At 25.7% G+C, this 19,144-nt stretch carries 12 protein-coding genes and 1 pseudogene; 7 read left to right on the forward strand and 6 right to left on the reverse strand.

The features are described from left to right. Positions 1–13: 13 nt before the first annotated feature. Genes X275_RS06615 through X275_RS06630 form a run of 4 tightly spaced genes read right to left on the reverse strand, consistent with a single transcriptional unit; the run spans position 14 to position 3,668 of the window. Complete coding sequence (locus tag X275_RS06615) at positions 14–1,513, reverse strand: YifB family Mg chelatase-like AAA ATPase (protein ID WP_047268097.1); 1,500 nt, start codon at positions 1,511–1,513, stop codon at positions 14–16. A 29-nt stretch (positions 1,514–1,542) separates the two neighbouring features. Beyond that, on the reverse strand, positions 1,543–2,574 hold the full coding sequence (ltaE, locus tag X275_RS06620; RefSeq protein ID WP_047268098.1) for a low-specificity L-threonine aldolase: 1,032 nt from the start codon (positions 2,572–2,574) through the stop codon (positions 1,543–1,545). Between the two features lie 13 nt (positions 2,575–2,587). Then, positions 2,588–3,085 (reverse strand): transcription repressor NadR, encoded by a 498-nt coding sequence (locus tag X275_RS06625; RefSeq protein ID WP_197072616.1) that lies wholly within the window; start codon positions 3,083–3,085, stop codon positions 2,588–2,590. Continuing rightward, complete coding sequence (locus X275_RS06630; protein WP_047268100.1) at positions 3,078–3,668, reverse strand: HD domain-containing protein; 591 nt, start codon at positions 3,666–3,668, stop codon at positions 3,078–3,080. The genes X275_RS06625 and X275_RS06630 overlap by 8 nt, the downstream gene beginning before the upstream one ends. A gap of 314 nt (positions 3,669–3,982) precedes the next feature. On the opposite strand from X275_RS06630, the gene X275_RS06635 reads away from it, so the two are divergent. The 6 genes from X275_RS06635 to X275_RS06660 are packed head-to-tail and all read left to right on the forward strand — an operon-like array spanning position 3,983 to position 15,263. After that, positions 3,983–4,423 carry a UPF0158 family protein gene (locus X275_RS06635; protein ID WP_047268101.1) on the forward strand — a complete coding sequence of 147 codons (441 nt, stop codon included), beginning with the start codon at positions 3,983–3,985 and terminating at the stop codon, positions 4,421–4,423. A 13-nt stretch (positions 4,424–4,436) separates the two neighbouring features. Beyond that, positions 4,437–7,721 carry a PD-(D/E)XK nuclease family protein gene (locus X275_RS06640; protein ID WP_047268102.1) on the forward strand — a complete coding sequence of 1,095 codons (3,285 nt, stop codon included), beginning with the start codon at positions 4,437–4,439 and terminating at the stop codon, positions 7,719–7,721. A gap of 12 nt (positions 7,722–7,733) precedes the next feature. Beyond that, complete coding sequence (locus X275_RS06645; RefSeq protein WP_047268103.1) at positions 7,734–10,913, forward strand: UvrD-helicase domain-containing protein; 3,180 nt, start codon at positions 7,734–7,736, stop codon at positions 10,911–10,913. A gap of 44 nt (positions 10,914–10,957) precedes the next feature. Beyond that, complete coding sequence (locus X275_RS06650) at positions 10,958–11,269, forward strand: hypothetical protein (RefSeq protein WP_047268104.1); 312 nt, start codon at positions 10,958–10,960, stop codon at positions 11,267–11,269. Between the two features lie 15 nt (positions 11,270–11,284). Further along, a complete protein-coding gene (locus X275_RS06655; protein ID WP_047268105.1) occupies positions 11,285–12,472 on the forward strand; it encodes a metallophosphoesterase family protein in 1,188 nt (395 codons plus the stop codon). Continuing rightward, positions 12,453–15,263 (forward strand): AAA family ATPase, encoded by a 2,811-nt coding sequence (locus X275_RS06660; protein ID WP_047268106.1) that lies wholly within the window; start codon positions 12,453–12,455, stop codon positions 15,261–15,263. Before X275_RS06655 ends, X275_RS06660 begins: the two co-directional genes overlap by 20 nt. Before the next feature lie 298 nt (positions 15,264–15,561). Here X275_RS06660 and istB read toward each other — a convergent pair whose 3' ends face one another. Next, positions 15,562–16,320: an IS21-like element helper ATPase IstB gene (gene istB / locus X275_RS06665; protein WP_047268107.1), complete on the reverse strand. Its 759-nt coding sequence runs from the start codon at positions 16,318–16,320 to the stop codon at positions 15,562–15,564. A 57-nt stretch (positions 16,321–16,377) separates the two neighbouring features. Then, positions 16,378–16,742, reverse strand: a pseudogene (locus tag X275_RS11785) (hypothetical protein); the annotation flags it as partial. Between the two features lie 1,126 nt (positions 16,743–17,868). Between X275_RS11785 and X275_RS06680 the strand changes: the two are divergent. Continuing rightward, entirely contained in the window at positions 17,869–19,122 is a 1,254-nt protein-coding gene (locus X275_RS06680; protein WP_442914812.1) for a glycerate kinase type-2 family protein, read from the forward strand. Positions 19,123–19,144 lie beyond the last annotated feature (22 nt).

Below are 19,144 nucleotides of genomic sequence, written 5' to 3' on the forward strand. Positions count from 1 at the left end.
ATTTTTATAAATTTTAATCCCCCCTGAATTGAAAGGCCTCTGCTATATCTTCAATTTTTATTTTATCGCTTCCTTTTAAATCGGCTATTGTTCGTGCAACTTTTAATATTCTATTAATTCCTCTGCCGGTCATTTTAAATTTTTTCGCACCAGTTTTTAAAAACCTTTCAACACTTTCATCAAGCTTAATAATTTTTTTTACTTCCTTTTGGGTAAGTTTTCCATTTAGTTTTCCCTGTCTTTTTATTTGTATATAACTTGCTTTTCTTACTCTTTCGCGTATAGTTGCTGAACTTTCTTCATTTATATTGCTGAAAATATCATCTATTTTAACACGTTCGATCTTTATTCTGATATCGATTCTATCATAAACTGGGCCCGATATTTTTCTATTATAATTATTAATTTGGTTTAATGTGCATGTGCATTCATGCTCTGGGTCACCATAATATCCACAGGGACATGGATTTTGTGCTGCGATTAACATAAATTTTGCGGGATATGTAGCAATTAATTTTGCTCTGGAAATCGTAACAATTCCATCTTCCATAGGTTGTCTGAGAGCTTCAATTACATCTGTTCTGAATTCAGGAAATTCATCTAAGAATAAAACACCATTATTTGCCAGGCTAACCTCTCCGGGTTTTGAATCGGCACCACCACCAATTATTGAAACAGCAGATGCAGAATGGTGTGGAGAGCGAAAAGGACGTTTTTTTATTACCATATTTAGATAACCATATATAGAATAGATTTTTGTTGATTCTATTATTTCATCTTTTGTCATTTCAGGTAAGATAGTAGGAATTCTTCGTGCAATCATTGTTTTACCAGATCCTGGGCTTCCCTTCATTAATAAGTTATGAAATCCAGCTGCGGCTATTTCAGCTCCTCTTTTTGCAAAAAATTGCCCTTTTATTTCTGAAAAATCAAGTTGTTCATCATTCTTTTCATAATATGTATTTTTAGGAGAAGCTTTATAATTTTCAGATTTTTCTGGATCGAATATATGAATTATATCAGTTAATTTATTAATTATATAAACTGTATTTTTTTCTATAAACAAAGATTCTTCTTCATTTTCTTTTGGAATTATAAACCGGGCATTTTTATTTTTATGGGATATATCCAGTAACAATAATGTTATTCCTGGTATTCCTCTGATTTCACCGTTTAACCCAATTTCACCAAATATATAATAATTATCAATATTAAAATTTAATTGTTTTGAAGCCAATAATATAGATATCGCTATTGGCAAATCAAAATGTGTTCCGTGTTTTTTAATATTACTTGGTGCAAGATTTACGGTTACATTCCCATTTGGGAATTTAAATCCTGAATTTCTTATAGCACTATATACTCTTTTTTGACTTTCTAAAATTGCTGTATTTGGCATGCCAACTATCTTAAAGATTTGTTGTGTTGCTTTTGAATTTATATCAACTTCCACAATAATAGGTTTTACTTCAAAACCTGAAACATATGCGCTATTCACTTTTGAGTATTTCACCCCATATCCCCCTTATACAAAAACTATAGTTATTTACTATGATAAAAATATTTTTCTATATTTTTTATTGTTTTATCGATATCCTCTTTTTTTATCCAGTAATGAGTAACAAACCTGTATATGTTTTCTTCTGGTGGATTTATTTTTATACCATTGTCTTTCATATATAATATAAACTCATTATCATTAAAATTTTTATTTATTTTAAAAAACACCATATTAATATCAACATCTTCGACAATATCAATAAAACCAAGTTTAGAAAGTTTATGAGCCAAATATTTAGCCTTTTCATGGTCTTCATTTAATCTAAAACGCATTTTATTTAAAGCAATTATTCCTGCAGCTGCTAATATTCCTGCCTGTCTTAGACCGCCACCCATAATTTTTCTATTTCTTTTAGCATTTTTTATAAAATCATAACTTCCAACAAGTAAAGAGCCAACAGGAGCGCACAACCCCTTTGAAAGGCAGATGTTAATAGAATCTGCATATGAAGCTATTTTTTGCGGTTCAACGTTTAATGATATGGCGGCATTGAATAATCTTGCACCATCTAAATGTATAGGAATATTATATTTATCAGCTATTGTTTTTATTTTTTCAAAATTTTCTAACTGTATGGCTCTTCCATTAGAATGAGCATTTTCTAATGTAATCAATCCGGTTTTAGGAAAATGTATATCTTCAACCTTTCTTATTCTTCTTTCTATTTCTTCTGGAGGAAGCATGCCTTTATTTGATTTAATTGTACGTAATTGAACACCTGCGATGATTGCAGCAGCTCCAGCTTCATGTTGAACAATATGACAATCGTCACCTAATATTACCTCATCACCTTTATTACAATGTGTGAATAAAGCTAATTGATTTCCAAATGTTCCACTTGGAACAAAAAGAGCTGCATCTTTTCCTAATATATCGGCTGCCAATTCCTCTAACTTTTTTATGGTGGGATCTTCTTCATAAACATCGTCTCCAACTTCAGCCTCACACATAGCTTTCCTCATTTCTTCGGTAGGTAATGTGACAGTATCGCTTCTCAAATCAATAAATTTCATATTATCCCCCCATTCAAAAATCTAAAATTAAGTATTTTTTTATCGCTTCTTTTACTTTTTCGAAGGTTTTTTCATCTTTGACCTCAATTGTATGAATATGAACGCCATCTGATAATTCCAATAATGGTGTTGCTTGTGTGGTTTTTAATAAACTCATAAATCTTATAATATCTTCTTCGTTTTTTACATCGATTCTTCCTTTAATTTCACCATAAAGAGGGTGTTCAACAATAACATCTATAATCTTTCCTCCCGCCTGTACAATAGCAAATAGTTCATTTTCAATTTCATCTGTTGAATGCTTTACAGCTATCATCTTTCTAATTCCTAATTCTTTTTCCAGAATATATCCATCTCTTGTAGCAATAATTTTATGTCCATCTGATTTTAATCTGGATATATATTGTATAATCATCTGACGGCTTATACCAATTTTTTCTGCTAATATTTTGCCTTTTACAGGATTTTCTGAATTCTCTAAAATTTTTAAAATCCTTTGTTTTTTATCCATCATCCACCTCATAAATATATAATAATTCTTTTTGCAAACCTTTTATAAATGTTTCAACAATTTTGGATTTTTCTTCTACCAATATTTTAGCGGTTTCTGTATTCATTAAATGTTTGAGTTTAAGTATTTTTTCGTAAAAGTGTTCGATTCTTTCTTTTAAATCTCCGCCATTTTTATGCATGAAAACTCTTGTTATTCCCACGTATCCTAAAGCATCTAATCTATCAGCATCTTGTATAATTTTTGCTTCTAATGTTTCTGGAATATTTTTCTTTCTAAATCTGTGATGTTCTATACAATATGAAACTTTTCTATATTTTGGATACTTAATTTTTCTTAAAAAAATTTCAGCTCTTCTTGCACCCTCGAGCGCATGATCTTCTATTTTTCCGGATAATTCATCATTTCTTGCTATATCATGAAGTAAAGCTGAAATAATAACAACTTCTATATCGGCATTTTCGTTTTTTGCTATAAATTCAGCATTTTTTGTAACTCTTAGTATATGACCTAAATCGTGTGTAGAATCAAAATTTTCATTTATAACATAATTATACACAAGATTAATAAAATTATTTTTCATAGTTTTCCACCTTTTTTAGCTTTGATTTAGTATAACATTTTTTTGTATTTTTTGTCAATATATTGAATATACGATATGATATAATAAAGATAAATTGAGAAAATAGATAAAAATTCACTAAAGATATTATAGGGGGTATTTAAGTTAGGAAAAAGAATAATATGATAAGGAGTGAATTTAATTTAGAGAGAGTCATTCCAGGAAAAAAGCAAAAAATAAATCAAAGGAAAGAAAAGATTTGAATTTGCACAATTTAAAAATACTATGAAAGGGGGAGAAACTATGAAAGTTAATATAAAAGACTTGTAGAAGAAATGGATGCGCAATTCTCAGAAACAACCAAATATTATAACAAAAAAACAGGTGAATTTGTTACGATTGAAAACGACTTTCTTTCAAAAGCTGAGTATGATGATTATGATTATATCTATTCAAAAGCTCAAGATTGGGAAAAAGAAGAGTTGAAATTAGCAGATGCTATATTAACTTATCCAGAAATCTATATTCCAATACCCTCGCAATATGATATTTATGAATATAAGATTATGAGAAACTTTTCTATTTATATGGTTGATGATGAAACTTCTGAAATTTTATTAAATGCACTTAATGGTAGAGGAGCATTTAGATTTTTTAAATATGAAATCTCCAGGCTTGGTTTAAGAGATAAGTATTATGAATACAAAATGGAAAAATTGAAAGAAATTGCTATAGAGTGGTGTGAAGAACATGGATTAGAATATTATGAGGAATAGCAGGAGGAATAATATGAAAAAAGTAGAGATTATTGATATAAAACGTAATCATTTTGAAGAGTTAGGGGAAATTATTCTTCCCTATTATAAAAAAGACCCGATGAATTTTTTGTTTATAGGACCATCTGGTGATTATGTAAAGCAAATTGCTGAAAGTGTTGCGAGGAAAGTTGATAAAACTATTAATAGAGATGCTTTTAGGGTTATAAATCAATATGCTGTTGAAATATTTAGAAAATATGAACCTTCATTCCTGTTTATAGACAGGGATTTTTTAAAATCATATATAGCAAAAGAAATGGAAGATTTAATAGAAAAGGAAAAAAATAATCCACAATTCAAAAATTATGTAAAAACTCTTTCAAAATCAAAACGCTCAATTGATTATCTTCTTGAAATTTTTGAAAGAAAATGGGAGATTTCAAGGATAGACGATGAAAATATTATTTCTTCAAATGAATTATATTCAGAAATAGATAAAGATGTAGATGGTGATAGCAATCTGTATAAGCTATATAAGCATCTTGAGGAAAAGCTGGAAGAAATACTCAATACAAAATTCGACAATTCTAAAAGTATAGATAAAAATTATGACCAGATTAGTATATATAAATGGTTCTATAACGAGCTGCCTAAACTTGAAAAAACCTTGGGAAATACATTGTTCATAAGCGGTTTTTTTGATATACCACCTATTTTGACTAAAGTATTAAAAACAATGTTTAATATGTTTGACAATGTTATATTTTTTGCTTGGAATCCGATAGATGAAGAATCATTCAAAAGTCTTGAAAGAATATTATACTTTTTAAAAAATGAAAGTTTTGAGATAAATTATCAAAAATCAGAATTAAAAAAATTATTCAAAGATATATACATACAAAAAACAGTATTTAAAAATACTGTATTAGAAATAGAAAATGTAGCAAAAGAAATAAAAAGAAAAATAATATATGAAAATAATCAACCTCAGGATTTTGGAATAATTGTTCCTGATACACAAACTGCGAATGCATTTGCTGAATTTTTTGAAGAATTAAACGTTCCATATAGATTGAAAAATGATATTCCACTATCAGAAAGCGTTATAGTTTCAAAATTATTATTACCATTAAAGGCGAAATACTCAGGATATGAAGTAGAAGATTTGCTTGCATTAATAGAAGCAGGATACGGAGGAGAACGTTCGTTATCAATTGATGAAATTGAATCGTTATTAAAAACTATTAATCTCTATTATGACTATCCAAAGTCTACGCTTAAATCAAGAAAGGAAAAGTGGTTAAATACAATTTCAAAATATCTAAAAGAAATAAAAGCAGAATTAAATATATCTGATGAAAAGGAAAGATTAGAAAAACAGGAAGAACAATTTAACGAATTATTTGAATTAATGAACACACTTTTTAATCTGTTAGAGAAAATAGATATAAATGATTTTGAAATTACATATTACAGAGAACTTTTAAATAGCTGGATAAATGAAGGAATTATAAACATAAAAAATATAGAAAAAGTGGAAAGTGAATTAAATGCATTATATAAATTTCATGAATTATTACTCACTCTTGAAAAAAATCTGAGTCGTTTAATAGACGGTGAAATTAAGCTTTCTAAATTTTATAACATACTTTCCAGTTTAATAGAAACAGAAAAATTTAGAATTTCTGAAAGATATTCAAATACAGTAGAAATATTCACATTAAATGATTCAAGATTTGTACATAAAAAATACAAGATATTTGTATCTTTTACTGACAGAAATTATCCATCAATCGCTGTAAATCCATTATTATCACAAATCACACAAACAAATAATTATTCAAAAATTTCCGAATTGCAATTCAGAGAAAACCTTTATATTTCCATGCTTTTTTCTGATAATGTAATATTTACCTATCCAAAAGCGACATTATCAGGAGAAGAAATACTCTCTTCTCCATATGAAAAAGATTTTGAAAAATTATTTAAGGTTAAAGATTGGGATTTAAAAATAAAAGGTGAAGAAATTATTCCCGCAGACACATATGAAATTTTTTCTTTAGAACAGGCAGCATTATACTTTGCATATAATAATTTAAAATCTGATATAAAAGAGATAAATAGTGTAATTACAGAAATAGAAGATTTAAAAGTAAAAAGAGATAATTATAACTGGATGTTGAATGATGAAATAAATACTGGCGATATTAGCCATAATAAGATTTCAACATATGTAGATTGTCCATTTAAATATTATCTAAAATATTTAGCAAATATAAAAGGTAATAAAGATTTTTCCATTTTCTATACAGGAAACTTAAAACATCGTATAATGAAAAGATTATTCGATAAATATCCAGCATATAATTCTATTTTTAGTCTTATTCAGAATGAGGATATTCTATATAACGAAATAAAAGAAATTGCTATGGAAGAATGGGATAATTCCGGCGTAGAAGAATTAAGATCATATAAAATAGTAAAGGAAATAGAAATAGAAGATATAGCCAGTGAGATGGTTATAGTTGTGAAAAAATTAGTTGAATCATATATATTCTTTGGTAGTAGTAGAGTCAAAAATAACCAGGATAAAAAAACAATATTATACAATAAAGTTTTGAAAAGCGAATATTCGGTTTCCGGAAGATATAAAGATTATAATTTTTTTGCTCGTATTGATAGGATAGATTTGCTTGAGGAAGATATAAGGTTTGGTATGGATAAAAAGAAAGATGAATTAAAACCTGTGGAAAAAATAGAAAAAGAAGCATTATCTATAATAGATTATAAAAATAGCAAAAGTTTTCAAAGTGAACAATTGTTGTTTTACTATTATATATTATTAAATAATCCAGATTGGAAATCAAAAATAAAAGGAAAATCCATATTTTTAAGTTTTCTTCCAATGAAGGAAAAAGAACTGGGGAAAAAAGATAGCTTAAAATGGATGAAAATTGAAGATAACGATATATATATAAAATATCCCGGTAATTCAACGTCATATAGTAAAACTCCTCTAAAAGAATTTGAAAAATGGTTTGATGATGTAATAAAAGCTATTAAAAGTGCAGAGTTTTATCCTGCATTCATTGATGATAAAAATAAATTAAAATATAGATTCTTAGATTATTTAAGGATGAAAGAATATAATGTTCAAAACTCCAGTGAGAAATATTATACATGTGATGGTGGATATAATTCAAATGGTAAAGATAATAAATGTGAATATTATAGATTATGTAGTGTTTTAGGCTGGGGAAAATATATTAACCTAAAAACAAGAGAACATGTAAAATTTAAAAAGAACTCTAAATAATGGGGTGAAAAAATGTCTAAAATTTTAAATATAGATAAAATGAAAAAAAATGTTGATAAAAATTATTTTATTTCTGCTTCTGCAGGAACAGGCAAAACATACACAATAACTCAATATTATATAGCTATATTGGAAAAATACGAAAAGGAAAACAATCCGGATATTGTTCAGAATATTCTTGCAGTAACATTTACCAACAAAGCGGCGGGGGAAATGAAAGAAAGAATCCTTGAAGAAGTAGAAAAAAAATTAAACATAGAAGAAAACTATAAATACTGGCGTGAAATAAAAACAAACCTAAATCGCTCATGGATAATGACAATAGATAGTTTTTGTTCGAGAATATTAAAAGAAAATAATATCGCAATAGGAGTAGATCCGAATTTCACTATAATTAATGAATTAAAGATGAATATAGAAATTGAAAAATCGGTATATAACACATTAAAAATATTATTTACCATCTATGAAAATATTATGGATAATAAAAGACTTGATATAGATGAAATTACATTTTTTATTTCTCCAGAAAGACGTGAAACAGTAAAAATAATAATAAATGAAATTCTTCGAGACAAAAAGCGATTTATAATAGCTTTGAAATATATATTAAAGGAATTAAAACTTGATACATTTAAAAAAGTACTTTTAGATACATTAAAAAATTGGAGAACAGAAATGAAAATGAGTTCAATCCCGACATTCGAATTGCCAAATCCTGATTTTAATAAAGTATTATGGTTGTTTAAAAATACTGTATTAATTGCTCAGGAAATATATAATCTATATACAGCAGATCAATTTCAATATGATTTTAAAGGTATACTTGGCAAAACATTGGAAGTTTTAGAAGATAAAAGGATAAAGGTTAAATATCAAAATAAATTCAAATATATTATCGTTGATGAATATCAGGACACGAACTTCCTTCAAAAAGCATTATTTGATAATATTCATACAGAAGAAAATTATATATTCTATGTTGGTGACAGGAAGCAATCAATATATAGATTCAGAGGCGCAGATGTCTCTGTTTTTGCTGTTACAGAAAATGATTTTGATGAAAATAGTAAATTTCAATTAAGGATTAATAGACGTTCGAATTCAGAAATAGTAGAATTTGCAAATGAATTTTCTGAAAAGATATTATTTAGTGAGGAAACTATAAAAAGTTATGAAAGTGTAAAAAGAGTGTATAACGATGTATATAATAATCTTTTATTTAGTGATGACAAAGACTTTTCCGAATATGAAAAAAAAGACGAAAATGATATTATTCCATCCATTTCGAAGAACAAAAATGATAAGCACAGAATAAAATATGTAATAAACACAGAAGACGAATATGAAACAATTGCGAAAACAGTGCAATCATTAATTGGTAAAAAAATGAAATTCAGAAAAAGAGAAAATGGGAAAATTATATTTGAAAAAAGAGAAATAAAATACAACGATATAGCTATATTATTAAGGGAATTAAAAAATTCAGAAGAAAAAATCAGAAAGACATTTAAAAAGTACAATATACCTTTTTATATAATTGGAAGTAAATCATTTTATGATAAAACAGAGGTTCAAACTGTATTTTCCGCATTAAATGCTATTCAAAATCCAAATAATGACTTGAATTTAAGTGGTTATATAATGTCTTTAATGGGTGGTATGACTTTTGAGAGATTAAATGAATTTATAAAAATAAAAAATGCAAAAAAATATAATTCATTATACAAAACTATACAGGAAAACAAAGATAAACTTTTAGAAAGTGAAAAAAGAGCGTTTGAAGTACTGGAAAAATATGTTGAGTTAAAATATTATTTAAAGCCAACACAAATATTAAAAGGTGTTATAACAGAAAATAATTACCTTTCAAAATTAACATTATATACAGATTCCTACTATGCTATAGCAAATGTAAAAAAATTGATTGATGAAGCAGAACAATATAACACACTTGCAATATCTTTTGCTGAATTGATGAGACTATTAAAAAAATCATCAGAAATCTCAGAAAGTGAAGCTGCTATCCTTGATGAAAAAGAAAATGTTGTAAAAGTATTGACTATTCACAAATCAAAAGGCCTTGAATTTCCTATTGTAATACTTGGTGGATTAGGAGGAAAAATAAATTTAAATTCAAGTGAGGAAACTGGAGAAAAAGTAAATATTTCTGATGAAAAAACAGAATTTTCCTTACCAAAAGATAATGTGAGATATTTTATCCTAAAAAAGCTATTCTTAAAAACAGTAAAAAATGCTGATATACCTTTAACAGATAAAGAAAAAATAAACATTGAGCTTGGAAAAGAATTTTCTGAAATGTTCGATATAAACAAATTTCTTGAAGACACTGAAATTTTAAGATTAATATATGTTGCAATAACAAGGCCAAAAGAAATGTTAATACCTATAATCGCTGCTACTAAAGATAAAAAAGATAATAATAAAATAAAAAAAATTTCGGATTTATTCATGAAATTGTCATATAAAACAAGAGATATAATTATGGCAGAAGAGCTTGATATTAGTGAAATAGAGATTTCGCACAATGAAAAACAGGAGAAAAAAATAAAAATAGAAAAAAAGCAATTAAAAAATCTTATGGATTTTGCATATAAAAAATACATAGCACCAACGTATATTATAAATGAGTTAAAAAAAGAAGAAATTGCAGACGACCTAACAGAAGAAGGTTATATAAAAATTGAAACTGATGATTTACTGTCAGATGAAGATAAATTATTAAAAGGTTCAGAATTACATAATTTAATGGAGAGTATAAACAGCTTTAATCAAATACAATATTTAATAAAAAATGGGGATCTGCCAAAAGAATTAAATAATGATACAATAAAAAAATTATTTTCCATTAAAAGATTTAAAACAGAATGGAGATTGGTAAAAAGATTGGAAATTGAAAATAAAGAATATATGATCTTTGGAGTGCCGGATAGAGTTATTTTTGATGAAAAAAACAACATAGAAGTGTTGGATTATAAATATTCAGAATTACATAATTTAGGAAAAATAGAAGATTATAAATTTCAATTACAATTTTATATGTATCTCTTAAAAGATTTTGGAAATCCAAAAAAAGGATATATTATAAGTCTAAAAAATGGGAATATAATTGAAGTTGAATATGATAAAAATTTTGAAAAAAAATTAAAAAAACAAATAAGCATGTTATAATTAAGAATGTATGTTTACAAATCTATACTCTATGGGTGATTTATATGAATATACTTGAAGAAATCTTATTTAATTACCCACAGGAAAATGTTGATTTTGGAACAATAAAAAAAGATTTTAAAAATTATACTGGAAAAGAGTTAAATGAAAACAAAATGCTAAATCTAAAAATTTTAAAAGAATATAATAAAAAACATTTTCTCACTATTGATGGTGCATTGTTAATTGGAAAAAATGATGTTGAAAAAATTTTGAATATAAGAGAAAGAATAGCACGTAGTATTTTAAAAGACTATGTGGAAAAAGGATACCTTAAAAGATATGGAAAAGGTAGAAATACTTATTATAAGCTTTAAAAAGGAAGTGTTGAAATGAAAATATTACACACATCTGACTGGCATCTTGGCAGAAGGCCTGTTGGTGGAATAGGTGAATATACAAACAAAAGATATGAAGATTACTTTAAGGCAGCTGAATATATAGTGGATAAAGCTATAGAATTATCTGTTGACATATTTTTGATAAGTGGTGATTTATTTGATAAAAGCACATTATTACCTGATATACTATATAGAACAGAAAAAATTTTGGAAAAATTAAAAAACAATAATATTATTACATTGATAATAGAAGGAAACCATGATAAAATATATAATTCAGATGATTCATGGATCAATTATCTTGAAAATAAAAACCTTGTAAAAGTTCCGAAAATTTTTATTAATGAAGAAAAAATAATTTTTGAACCAATTAAAATCAATGATATAAATTTCTATGGACTTGGTTATCCAGGTGCATTTATTGATAAATATATACTAGATTTAAATGATCAATTAAATCCTGATGAAAAAAATATAATTATGGTACATACAGCTTTAGCAGGAGAATTTCTTCCAGGATGTATTTCTTCTGAAAATATAGATATTTTAAAAGAAAAAGTATTATATATAGCAGGTGGTCACATTCATACATTCAAAACATATCCAAAAGATAATCCTTTTTTCTTTATTCCTGGTTGCCCTGAATATTGGGATTTAAATGAAAAAGATGAAAAAGGTTTTATTATTTTTGATACAGAAACAAAAGAATATGAATTTTATCATTCTCTAAAAAGAAAAATATTAAGACGTGAAATAGAATACAATAACAACTTTGAAATAATAGAAAAATTTATTGAAGAATTGGAATTTGAAAAAGATGAAGAAATTATCATATTAAAAATAAAGAATAGTTCAAAATTTTCATTAGATACGGAAAAAATAGAAAAATTACTAAAAGAAAAAGGAGCATTGAAAGCTGTTGTGCAGATTGACCATGTTTATGAAAAATCAAACGAAGAATATTATGAAATTACTGATAAAAATGCTATAGAACGTAAAGTTGTTGAGAGCTGGGATAATATATTTTCTGCTGACAGTAAAAAAACAGTTAAATTTTTAGATAAATTAAAGAGTATGGAGCATGAAGGAATTAAAGGTGAAGAATTATTTGATGTGTTTGATAATTTTTTGAGTTCTTTTATTATCGAAGGTGATATAAATGAAAATAAAAAAAATTGAATTAAAAAACTTTAGAAATCACGAAAGTTTAAAATTAGAATTTGAAGATGGAATTAATCTTTTACTTGGAAAAAACGGCAGTGGAAAAAGTTCGGTTTTTGAGGCTTTAGGAATAGCATTATTCAATGTTGAACCACGAAATGGACAATTAAAAGATGCTGTAAAAAAAGGTAGCAAAGTTGCAGAAATATTTGTTGAATTTGTTGGAAATGATGGTGTTGAATATATTGTAGAAAGAAAAATTGGAAATCAATCTAAACATCTATTGAAAGATAAATACGGAAAAGTAAATATAAACAAAAGAGTACCTGAAAAAATTGGGGAATTAGCAGGTATAACAGGAAAAAATATAAAAGAAATTTTTAAAGGTGTGATTAGTGCATATCAAAATGATATAGTAAATATTTTCTTATTAAATCCGTCTGACAGGAAAAAGTATTTTAATAAAATATTCGATACAGAAGTATATGAAAGTATCTTTAAGGATTTAAACGAAGTCGAAAGAAGATACAATCAAAATATAGAAAACCTAAAAAGTAAAATAGAAGTTTATAACGGCAGTTTAAAAGAATTTGAAAATATAGAGAGTGATATTGAAAAAAATAGAAAAATATTAAATGAAAAAATTAAAGAAGAAGAAAAAAATAAAAATGAATATGACTTACTTAAAAATAAAAAAATAGAAATACAGCAAGAAATTGATGCACTAAAAACATTAGAACAACAGATTAAATTATTGGAAAATAATTTAGAAAGTTATAACAGTCAGAAAGAAAGTTTAAATTTGCAAATAAGTGAATCGGAAAATGCAAAAAAAATAGTCGAAGAATCAAAAGATAATTATTATAAATATCTTGAAATAAAAAAAACTCTGGATGAAAAAACAAAAAAAGAAAATTTCTTGAGAAATCAAGAAAAGGAAAAAAATCAATTAGAAAAGGATATATATTCTTTTAAGAATAATTTAAACACATTGGAAGAAAGAATCAAGAATATTCAAGAAAATATAAAAGAATTAAATCAATATATCGTTGAGTATAGCAAGGACTATGATGAAATTAAAAGTACTATAGATTCAAAGAAAGAGGAATTTCAAAAGGTTTTAGATGAATATAATAAACTAGAAAATCAAAAACAATTGTATCGACAATTATTAGAACAGAAAAAAGAATTTATTAGAAAAATTGAAGAATATAATAAGCATATAGGTGAAGAATATGATTTAAAAGAACGTTTAAAAGAAAATATTTTAAAAATTGAAGAGTTGAACAAAAAAAAGGATGAATTAGATAAAAAAATACAGGAAAAAGAAAAGTTAAAAGAAGAATTGTTATATATAAACAAGGACATTGAAAATACAGAGCAGTCAAAAAAACAATTATCTGGCGGATTATGCCCAATTCTAAATGAAAAATGTAAAAACCTTGAGGAAAAAGAAGGTGGAACTAATTACTTTGAAATAAGACTTATAGAATATAAAAAAAGGAAAGATATATTGGAAGATAAATTAAAAAAACTAAATACAATTGAAAGTGAAAAAAAAGAAATTGAAGAAAAATTGAAAACTATTGAAGTGAATAAACAAATGATTTTAAAACAATTAGATGAATTGAAAAATATAAAAAATAAAAAAGTTGAAATAGAAAAAGCGCTTAATGTATTAGCGAAAAAACATGGCGATATAAATAAAAAATCAACCGAAATAGATATTAATTACAAAAAGTATTTAGAGGAAAAAAGTGTATTAATCAATGAAATACAAAATTTGGAAAAACAAAAAATTAAAATAGAAAAACAATTGAAAGAAGCTGAAAACAAGCTTGAAAATTTAGAAAAATTTTTAAAGAAAAATATTGAGTCAATTGATGAATTAAAACTTAAAATAAAAATGAATAATGAAAAATTAAGTAAATATATGGATTTAGAAAATAAAATTGATAAAATACAAGTTGATATCAAAAATTTAAAAAGTGAAATTGAAAAATTAGAACCATTCTACAATAATTATATAATCAACAAAAAAATTGCAGACAAACTGAATATACTGAAAAATAAATTGAAAAATCTAAATAGTGAAATTGAAAGTGAAACTAAAAAATTATTAGAACTCAAAAAAAGAATTGAAAAATATGAAAATTTAGGAAAATTAAATAGCGAAATAAAAAAAATAGAAGAAAAAATCTCAGAAAAACAAAAAATAATAATTGATTTAAATACTGAAATAGGAAAATTGGAAAATGAATTAAATAATTTGAGAAAAACATTGGAAAAAAGAAATGCGATTTTAAAAGAAAAAGAAAAATTGGATAACGAAATAAAAATTTATTTTAAAAAATTAGAATTGACGAAAGAGTTTAGAGATAAAATAAAAACAATGGGAAATTATGTAAGTAAGGAATTTACCAAAACAGTCTCAATAAAAGCAACTGAAAACTATATAAAAATGTCTGGAAAGAATGAAAAAATAATCTGGGATTCTGAAGACAATTATCAGGTGAAAATTCATGATGATATAAAAGGAGAAAGAAATTTTAGTATATTATCCGGTGGAGAACAAGTAAGTGTTGCGATTTCAATAAGAGTGGCTCTTGCTAATTTTTTATCAAAAGCTAATATTTATTTACTTGATGAACCTACCATAAATCTTGATGAAGAAAGAAGAAATATGCTTGCAGAAAATCTTAAAAATATGCTAAATGAAATAGAACAGGCATTTATTGTAACTCATGATGGAACATTTACGGAAATGGCACAAAAGGTTATAAATTTTGAAAGTCCATCGAAATTTTAATAATCTATGAAAAATCCCTGGATTTTCTTTATTTAAATTAAATTTGCGGTTTGACCCCCGAAAATTAGACAAAAAGTAAGGAAATCTCATTTTTTCACAGAAATAACCATATAAAATAAAAAAAGGTAAAAAAAAGAAAATAAAAAACAAAAGTCGTTTTTGACTTCGTCAAAAAAATTATCATTAAAAAGATAAAAAACGAAATCAGGTGTAAGATACTTTAAAGACCTTTTGCAGCTTGTAAAAACAACTACAAGAATGTTAAAAAAAGGGAAAATAAAAATGTACAAAAAAGGGATTAAGAATTAGAAACAGAATTAGCAAAAAAATCCATTTTTTCTTTTAATCTATAAGATTCACCTTTAATTGAAATAACATGAGAATGATGTAATAATCTGTCTAATATAGCTTGAGCCAAAACTGGAGAACCAAATATTTCACCCCAACTTGAAAATGGCATATTTGTTGTAATTATTGTACTGTGTTTTTCATATCTTTTTGATATTAATTGAAAAAATAAATTTGAAGCATCTGTATCAATTGGCAAATATCCTATTTCGTCTATTATTAATACTTTGTATTTCGAAAAATGCTTTAATCTTGTTTCTAATCTATTTTCTTTAAGAGCTTTTTTTAATTGAGACATTAAATCTTGGAAATGGATAAAATATGTTGAATATCTATGTTTTGCACATTCTATTCCAATGGAGACGGCAAGATGTGTCTTGCCAACTCCAGGGGTTCCTACAAATAGTATATTTTCATTATTTTCCACAAATCTTAAGCTTTTTAAATCTAAAATTTCCTGTTTATTTATTCCTGGTTGAAAATTGAAATCTTCTATTCCTTTCAGAAATGGGAAATTAGCTACTTTTACACATGCATTCATCGCTCTTTTTTCTTTTGCCTTTGTTTCTAATTCACTTAATTCATATAATGCGTCTATTACACTTTTTTCTCCTGTATTTATTAAGTTCAAATATTTATCTAAATTGGTTTTTATATTTATTAAATTTAATTCTGTTAGATTATTTTGTAGTTTTATATAATTATTCATATTCCCCTCCTACAAAAAATTATCTAATTTTTTCAGGTTATTAGAACACATTTCATTTAGTTCCTTTTCGTCTTCAAAATCCTTATCATACGCTAATATCCAAGATATGAATTTATTTGCTGATTCAACCTTCCCTTTAGTATATGAATGTCTTGGCTTACATAATTTGATTTTAAATCCAAAATCTTTTGCAAATGCTTTCATTTTATAATTTATTCTTCTTCCTTTTTCTTTTCTATCAACCCCTTTCTTTTAACATGCTTTCTAAAATTAGAATATGTTCCTATATTTAGCCCTTCATCTTTTAATTTTTCATATACTGCTCTCATTGTAATTCCCTTTATTGATAACAATTCTTCTATCCTCTTTAAATAATTATCCAATTTGCTTTTCTTATTTCTTTTTTTTGGTTTCCCTTCATATGTATTTGTCAAGTGAACGGTGGACGTGATTACAATTGAAAAATGGACCAAAAAAATAAAATGTTGAACACATCAAGGTTTTGAATAGTATTAAATTTTGGTTAAGAATTATACCTCCTTTCAAAAAAGAAGGATACCATTATTTCTTTATCCTTTTTGTACATTTTTGTACATTTTTATTTTCCTCTTTTTGTTCTTTTTTATTTTACCATTTACATATTGGGAAGCTGATATTAAATTTGTTTTTACTATTTATGGAATAAATATTATTATGTTTTTTTATAATTATATTTTTTATTTCCTTATTTCTTTGCGAAGCAAATGTTTTGGTTTTGTTGGTATTCTAAGTATTATTGATTTTAACATGCTCATTATCATTCGCAAATATTTGGTATTTTTATTTAGTATTTTATTCTTTAATAAATAAAATTAAAAATTTTATTTATTAACAGGCTATTAAATTTAGAAATGCTATACCTCAAAATTTAATTATTAGAACTGATAATGGTCCTCAATTCAAAGCTAACATTACCATAACTTTTTGGCAAAGCTAAAAATTATTCGGTTTTTATTTTAATAATTATATTCCATAAACTCGCTTTTCTTCGAAAAGCTGTTTATGTTCAAAGAGAATTTGTTGAATATATTTCTTTTAACGATATCAATGATGTTTATAATTATTACATGTCCTATATTTATTTTTATAATCATTTTTGTTTCGCAAAAAATAATTTTGATTTTTATAATAATTTTTAATGCTATTCATATTTTAAAATAACTATATAGTTTGTTTATAAGTAATATCTATTTATTATACTATTTTATTTTTTCGCTTTTCGAAGAAAAGCTACAAAAGGTCTTTAAAGTACCTTACTCCTGATTTCGTTTTTTATCTTTTTAATGATAATTTTTTTGACGAAGTCAAAAATGACTTTTGTTTTTTATTTTCTTTTTTTACCTTTTTTTATTTTATATGGTTGTTTCTGTGAAAAAATTAGTTTTTCTTATTTTTTGTCTAATTTTCGTGGGTCAAGCCGCGTCTAGGGATATATTATGTTTTTTATGTTATAATTACAGAGTATTGAAGAGCACAAAAAATCCAAGTGTAATTTTGAAAGGAGGAGATATTATCGATAATTTATTAACAAATGATTTAAAGGAAATAATAAACTACTCAATTGAATCTGTTTTGCCTGAAAATGCTGTAAAAAATAATATAAAAAAGTTAAATATTGGAAATAAAATATTTTTAATCTCAATTGGAAAAGCAGCGTGGAGAATGGCAAAAGCGGCAAAAGAAGAATTAGGAAATAAAATAGAAAAAGGAATAGTTATAACAAAGTATAAGCATAGTATGGGAAATATTGACAATATAGAAATATACGAAGCGGGACATCCTATTCCAGATAATAATTCGATAAAAGCTACAAAAAGAGCTATAGAAATGATAAAAAATTTAGATAATAATTATGAAATATTATTTTTGATATCTGGTGGTGGATCAGCTTTGTTTGAACTTCCTGAAGAAGATATAAATCTTGAGGATATTCAAAAAATGACAGAAAAATTATTAAAATCTGGAGCGAGTATAGTTGAAATCAACGCAGTAAGAAAAAGGATGTCAATGGTAAAGGGAGGAAAATTTGCATCTTTGATATCACCAAAAAAAGTATATGCATTAGTGTTGTCAGATGTATTGGGAAATAAGATTGATAGCATAGCTTCTGGACCCGCTTATATTGATGAAACAACTACAGAGGATATTTTTAAAATATTAAAAAAATACAATATAGTAGTAAATGATAAAATAAAAAAAGCACTTATAAAAGAAACACCGAAGAAAATAGATAATACAGAACATATTATAATTGGTAGTGTGAATGTAGCCTGTAATTCAGCAATAAAAAAATCAAAAGATATGGGATACAATACTTTATTATTAACAACTACATTAAATTGCGAAGCTAAAGAAGCTGGAAAGTTTTTTGCATCAATAGCAAAGGAAATTATTGATTCAAATGAACCCATAAAACCACCATGTGCGATTATCGCTGGCGGGGAAACAGTTGTAACTGTAAAAGGAAATGGATTAGGAGGAAGAAATCAAGAATTGTCGTATTCATTTGCTCTGGAAATAGAAGGAAAAAGAAATATTATATTTGCCTCAATTGGAACAGATGGAACAGATGGTCCAACTGATGCCGCTGGCGGAATTGTTAACGGAAATACGATAAAGAAAATTAAAGAAAAAGGATTAGATCCTCTAATTTTTCTTGAAAATAATGATACATATAATGGGTTAAATGAAGCTAATTCATTGTTGAAACTTGGCCCAACAGGGACAAATGTAAATGATATAATGATTTTATTAATTAAATAAGCCTTGCTTTTGCAAGGCTTAT

The sequence above is a fragment of the Marinitoga sp. 1197 genome (genome assembly GCF_001021165.1).
GTDB lineage: Bacteria > Thermotogota > Thermotogae > Petrotogales > Petrotogaceae > Marinitoga.

Excerpts from the sequence above, each read along its gene's own strand:
- istB (WP_047268107.1), bottom strand. The coding sequence starts at position 16,320 with ATGAATAATTATATAAAACTACAAAATAATCTAACAGAATTAAATTTA.
- X275_RS06660 (WP_047268106.1), top strand. The coding sequence starts at position 12,453 with ATGAAAATAAAAAAAATTGAATTAAAAAACTTTAGAAATCACGAAAGT.
- ltaE (WP_047268098.1), bottom strand. The coding sequence starts at position 2,574 with ATGAAATTTATTGATTTGAGAAGCGATACTGTCACATTACCTACCGAA.
- X275_RS06655 (WP_047268105.1), top strand. The coding sequence starts at position 11,285 with ATGAAAATATTACACACATCTGACTGGCATCTTGGCAGAAGGCCTGTT.
- X275_RS06640 (WP_047268102.1), top strand. The coding sequence starts at position 4,437 with ATGAAAAAAGTAGAGATTATTGATATAAAACGTAATCATTTTGAAGAG.
- X275_RS06635 (WP_047268101.1), top strand. The coding sequence starts at position 3,983 with ATGGATGCGCAATTCTCAGAAACAACCAAATATTATAACAAAAAAACA.
- X275_RS06625 (WP_197072616.1), bottom strand. The coding sequence starts at position 3,085 with ATGGATAAAAAACAAAGGATTTTAAAAATTTTAGAGAATTCAGAAAAT.
- X275_RS06645 (WP_047268103.1), top strand. The coding sequence starts at position 7,734 with ATGTCTAAAATTTTAAATATAGATAAAATGAAAAAAAATGTTGATAAA.
- X275_RS06650 (WP_047268104.1), top strand. The coding sequence starts at position 10,958 with ATGAATATACTTGAAGAAATCTTATTTAATTACCCACAGGAAAATGTT.
- X275_RS06630 (WP_047268100.1), bottom strand. The coding sequence starts at position 3,668 with ATGAAAAATAATTTTATTAATCTTGTGTATAATTATGTTATAAATGAA.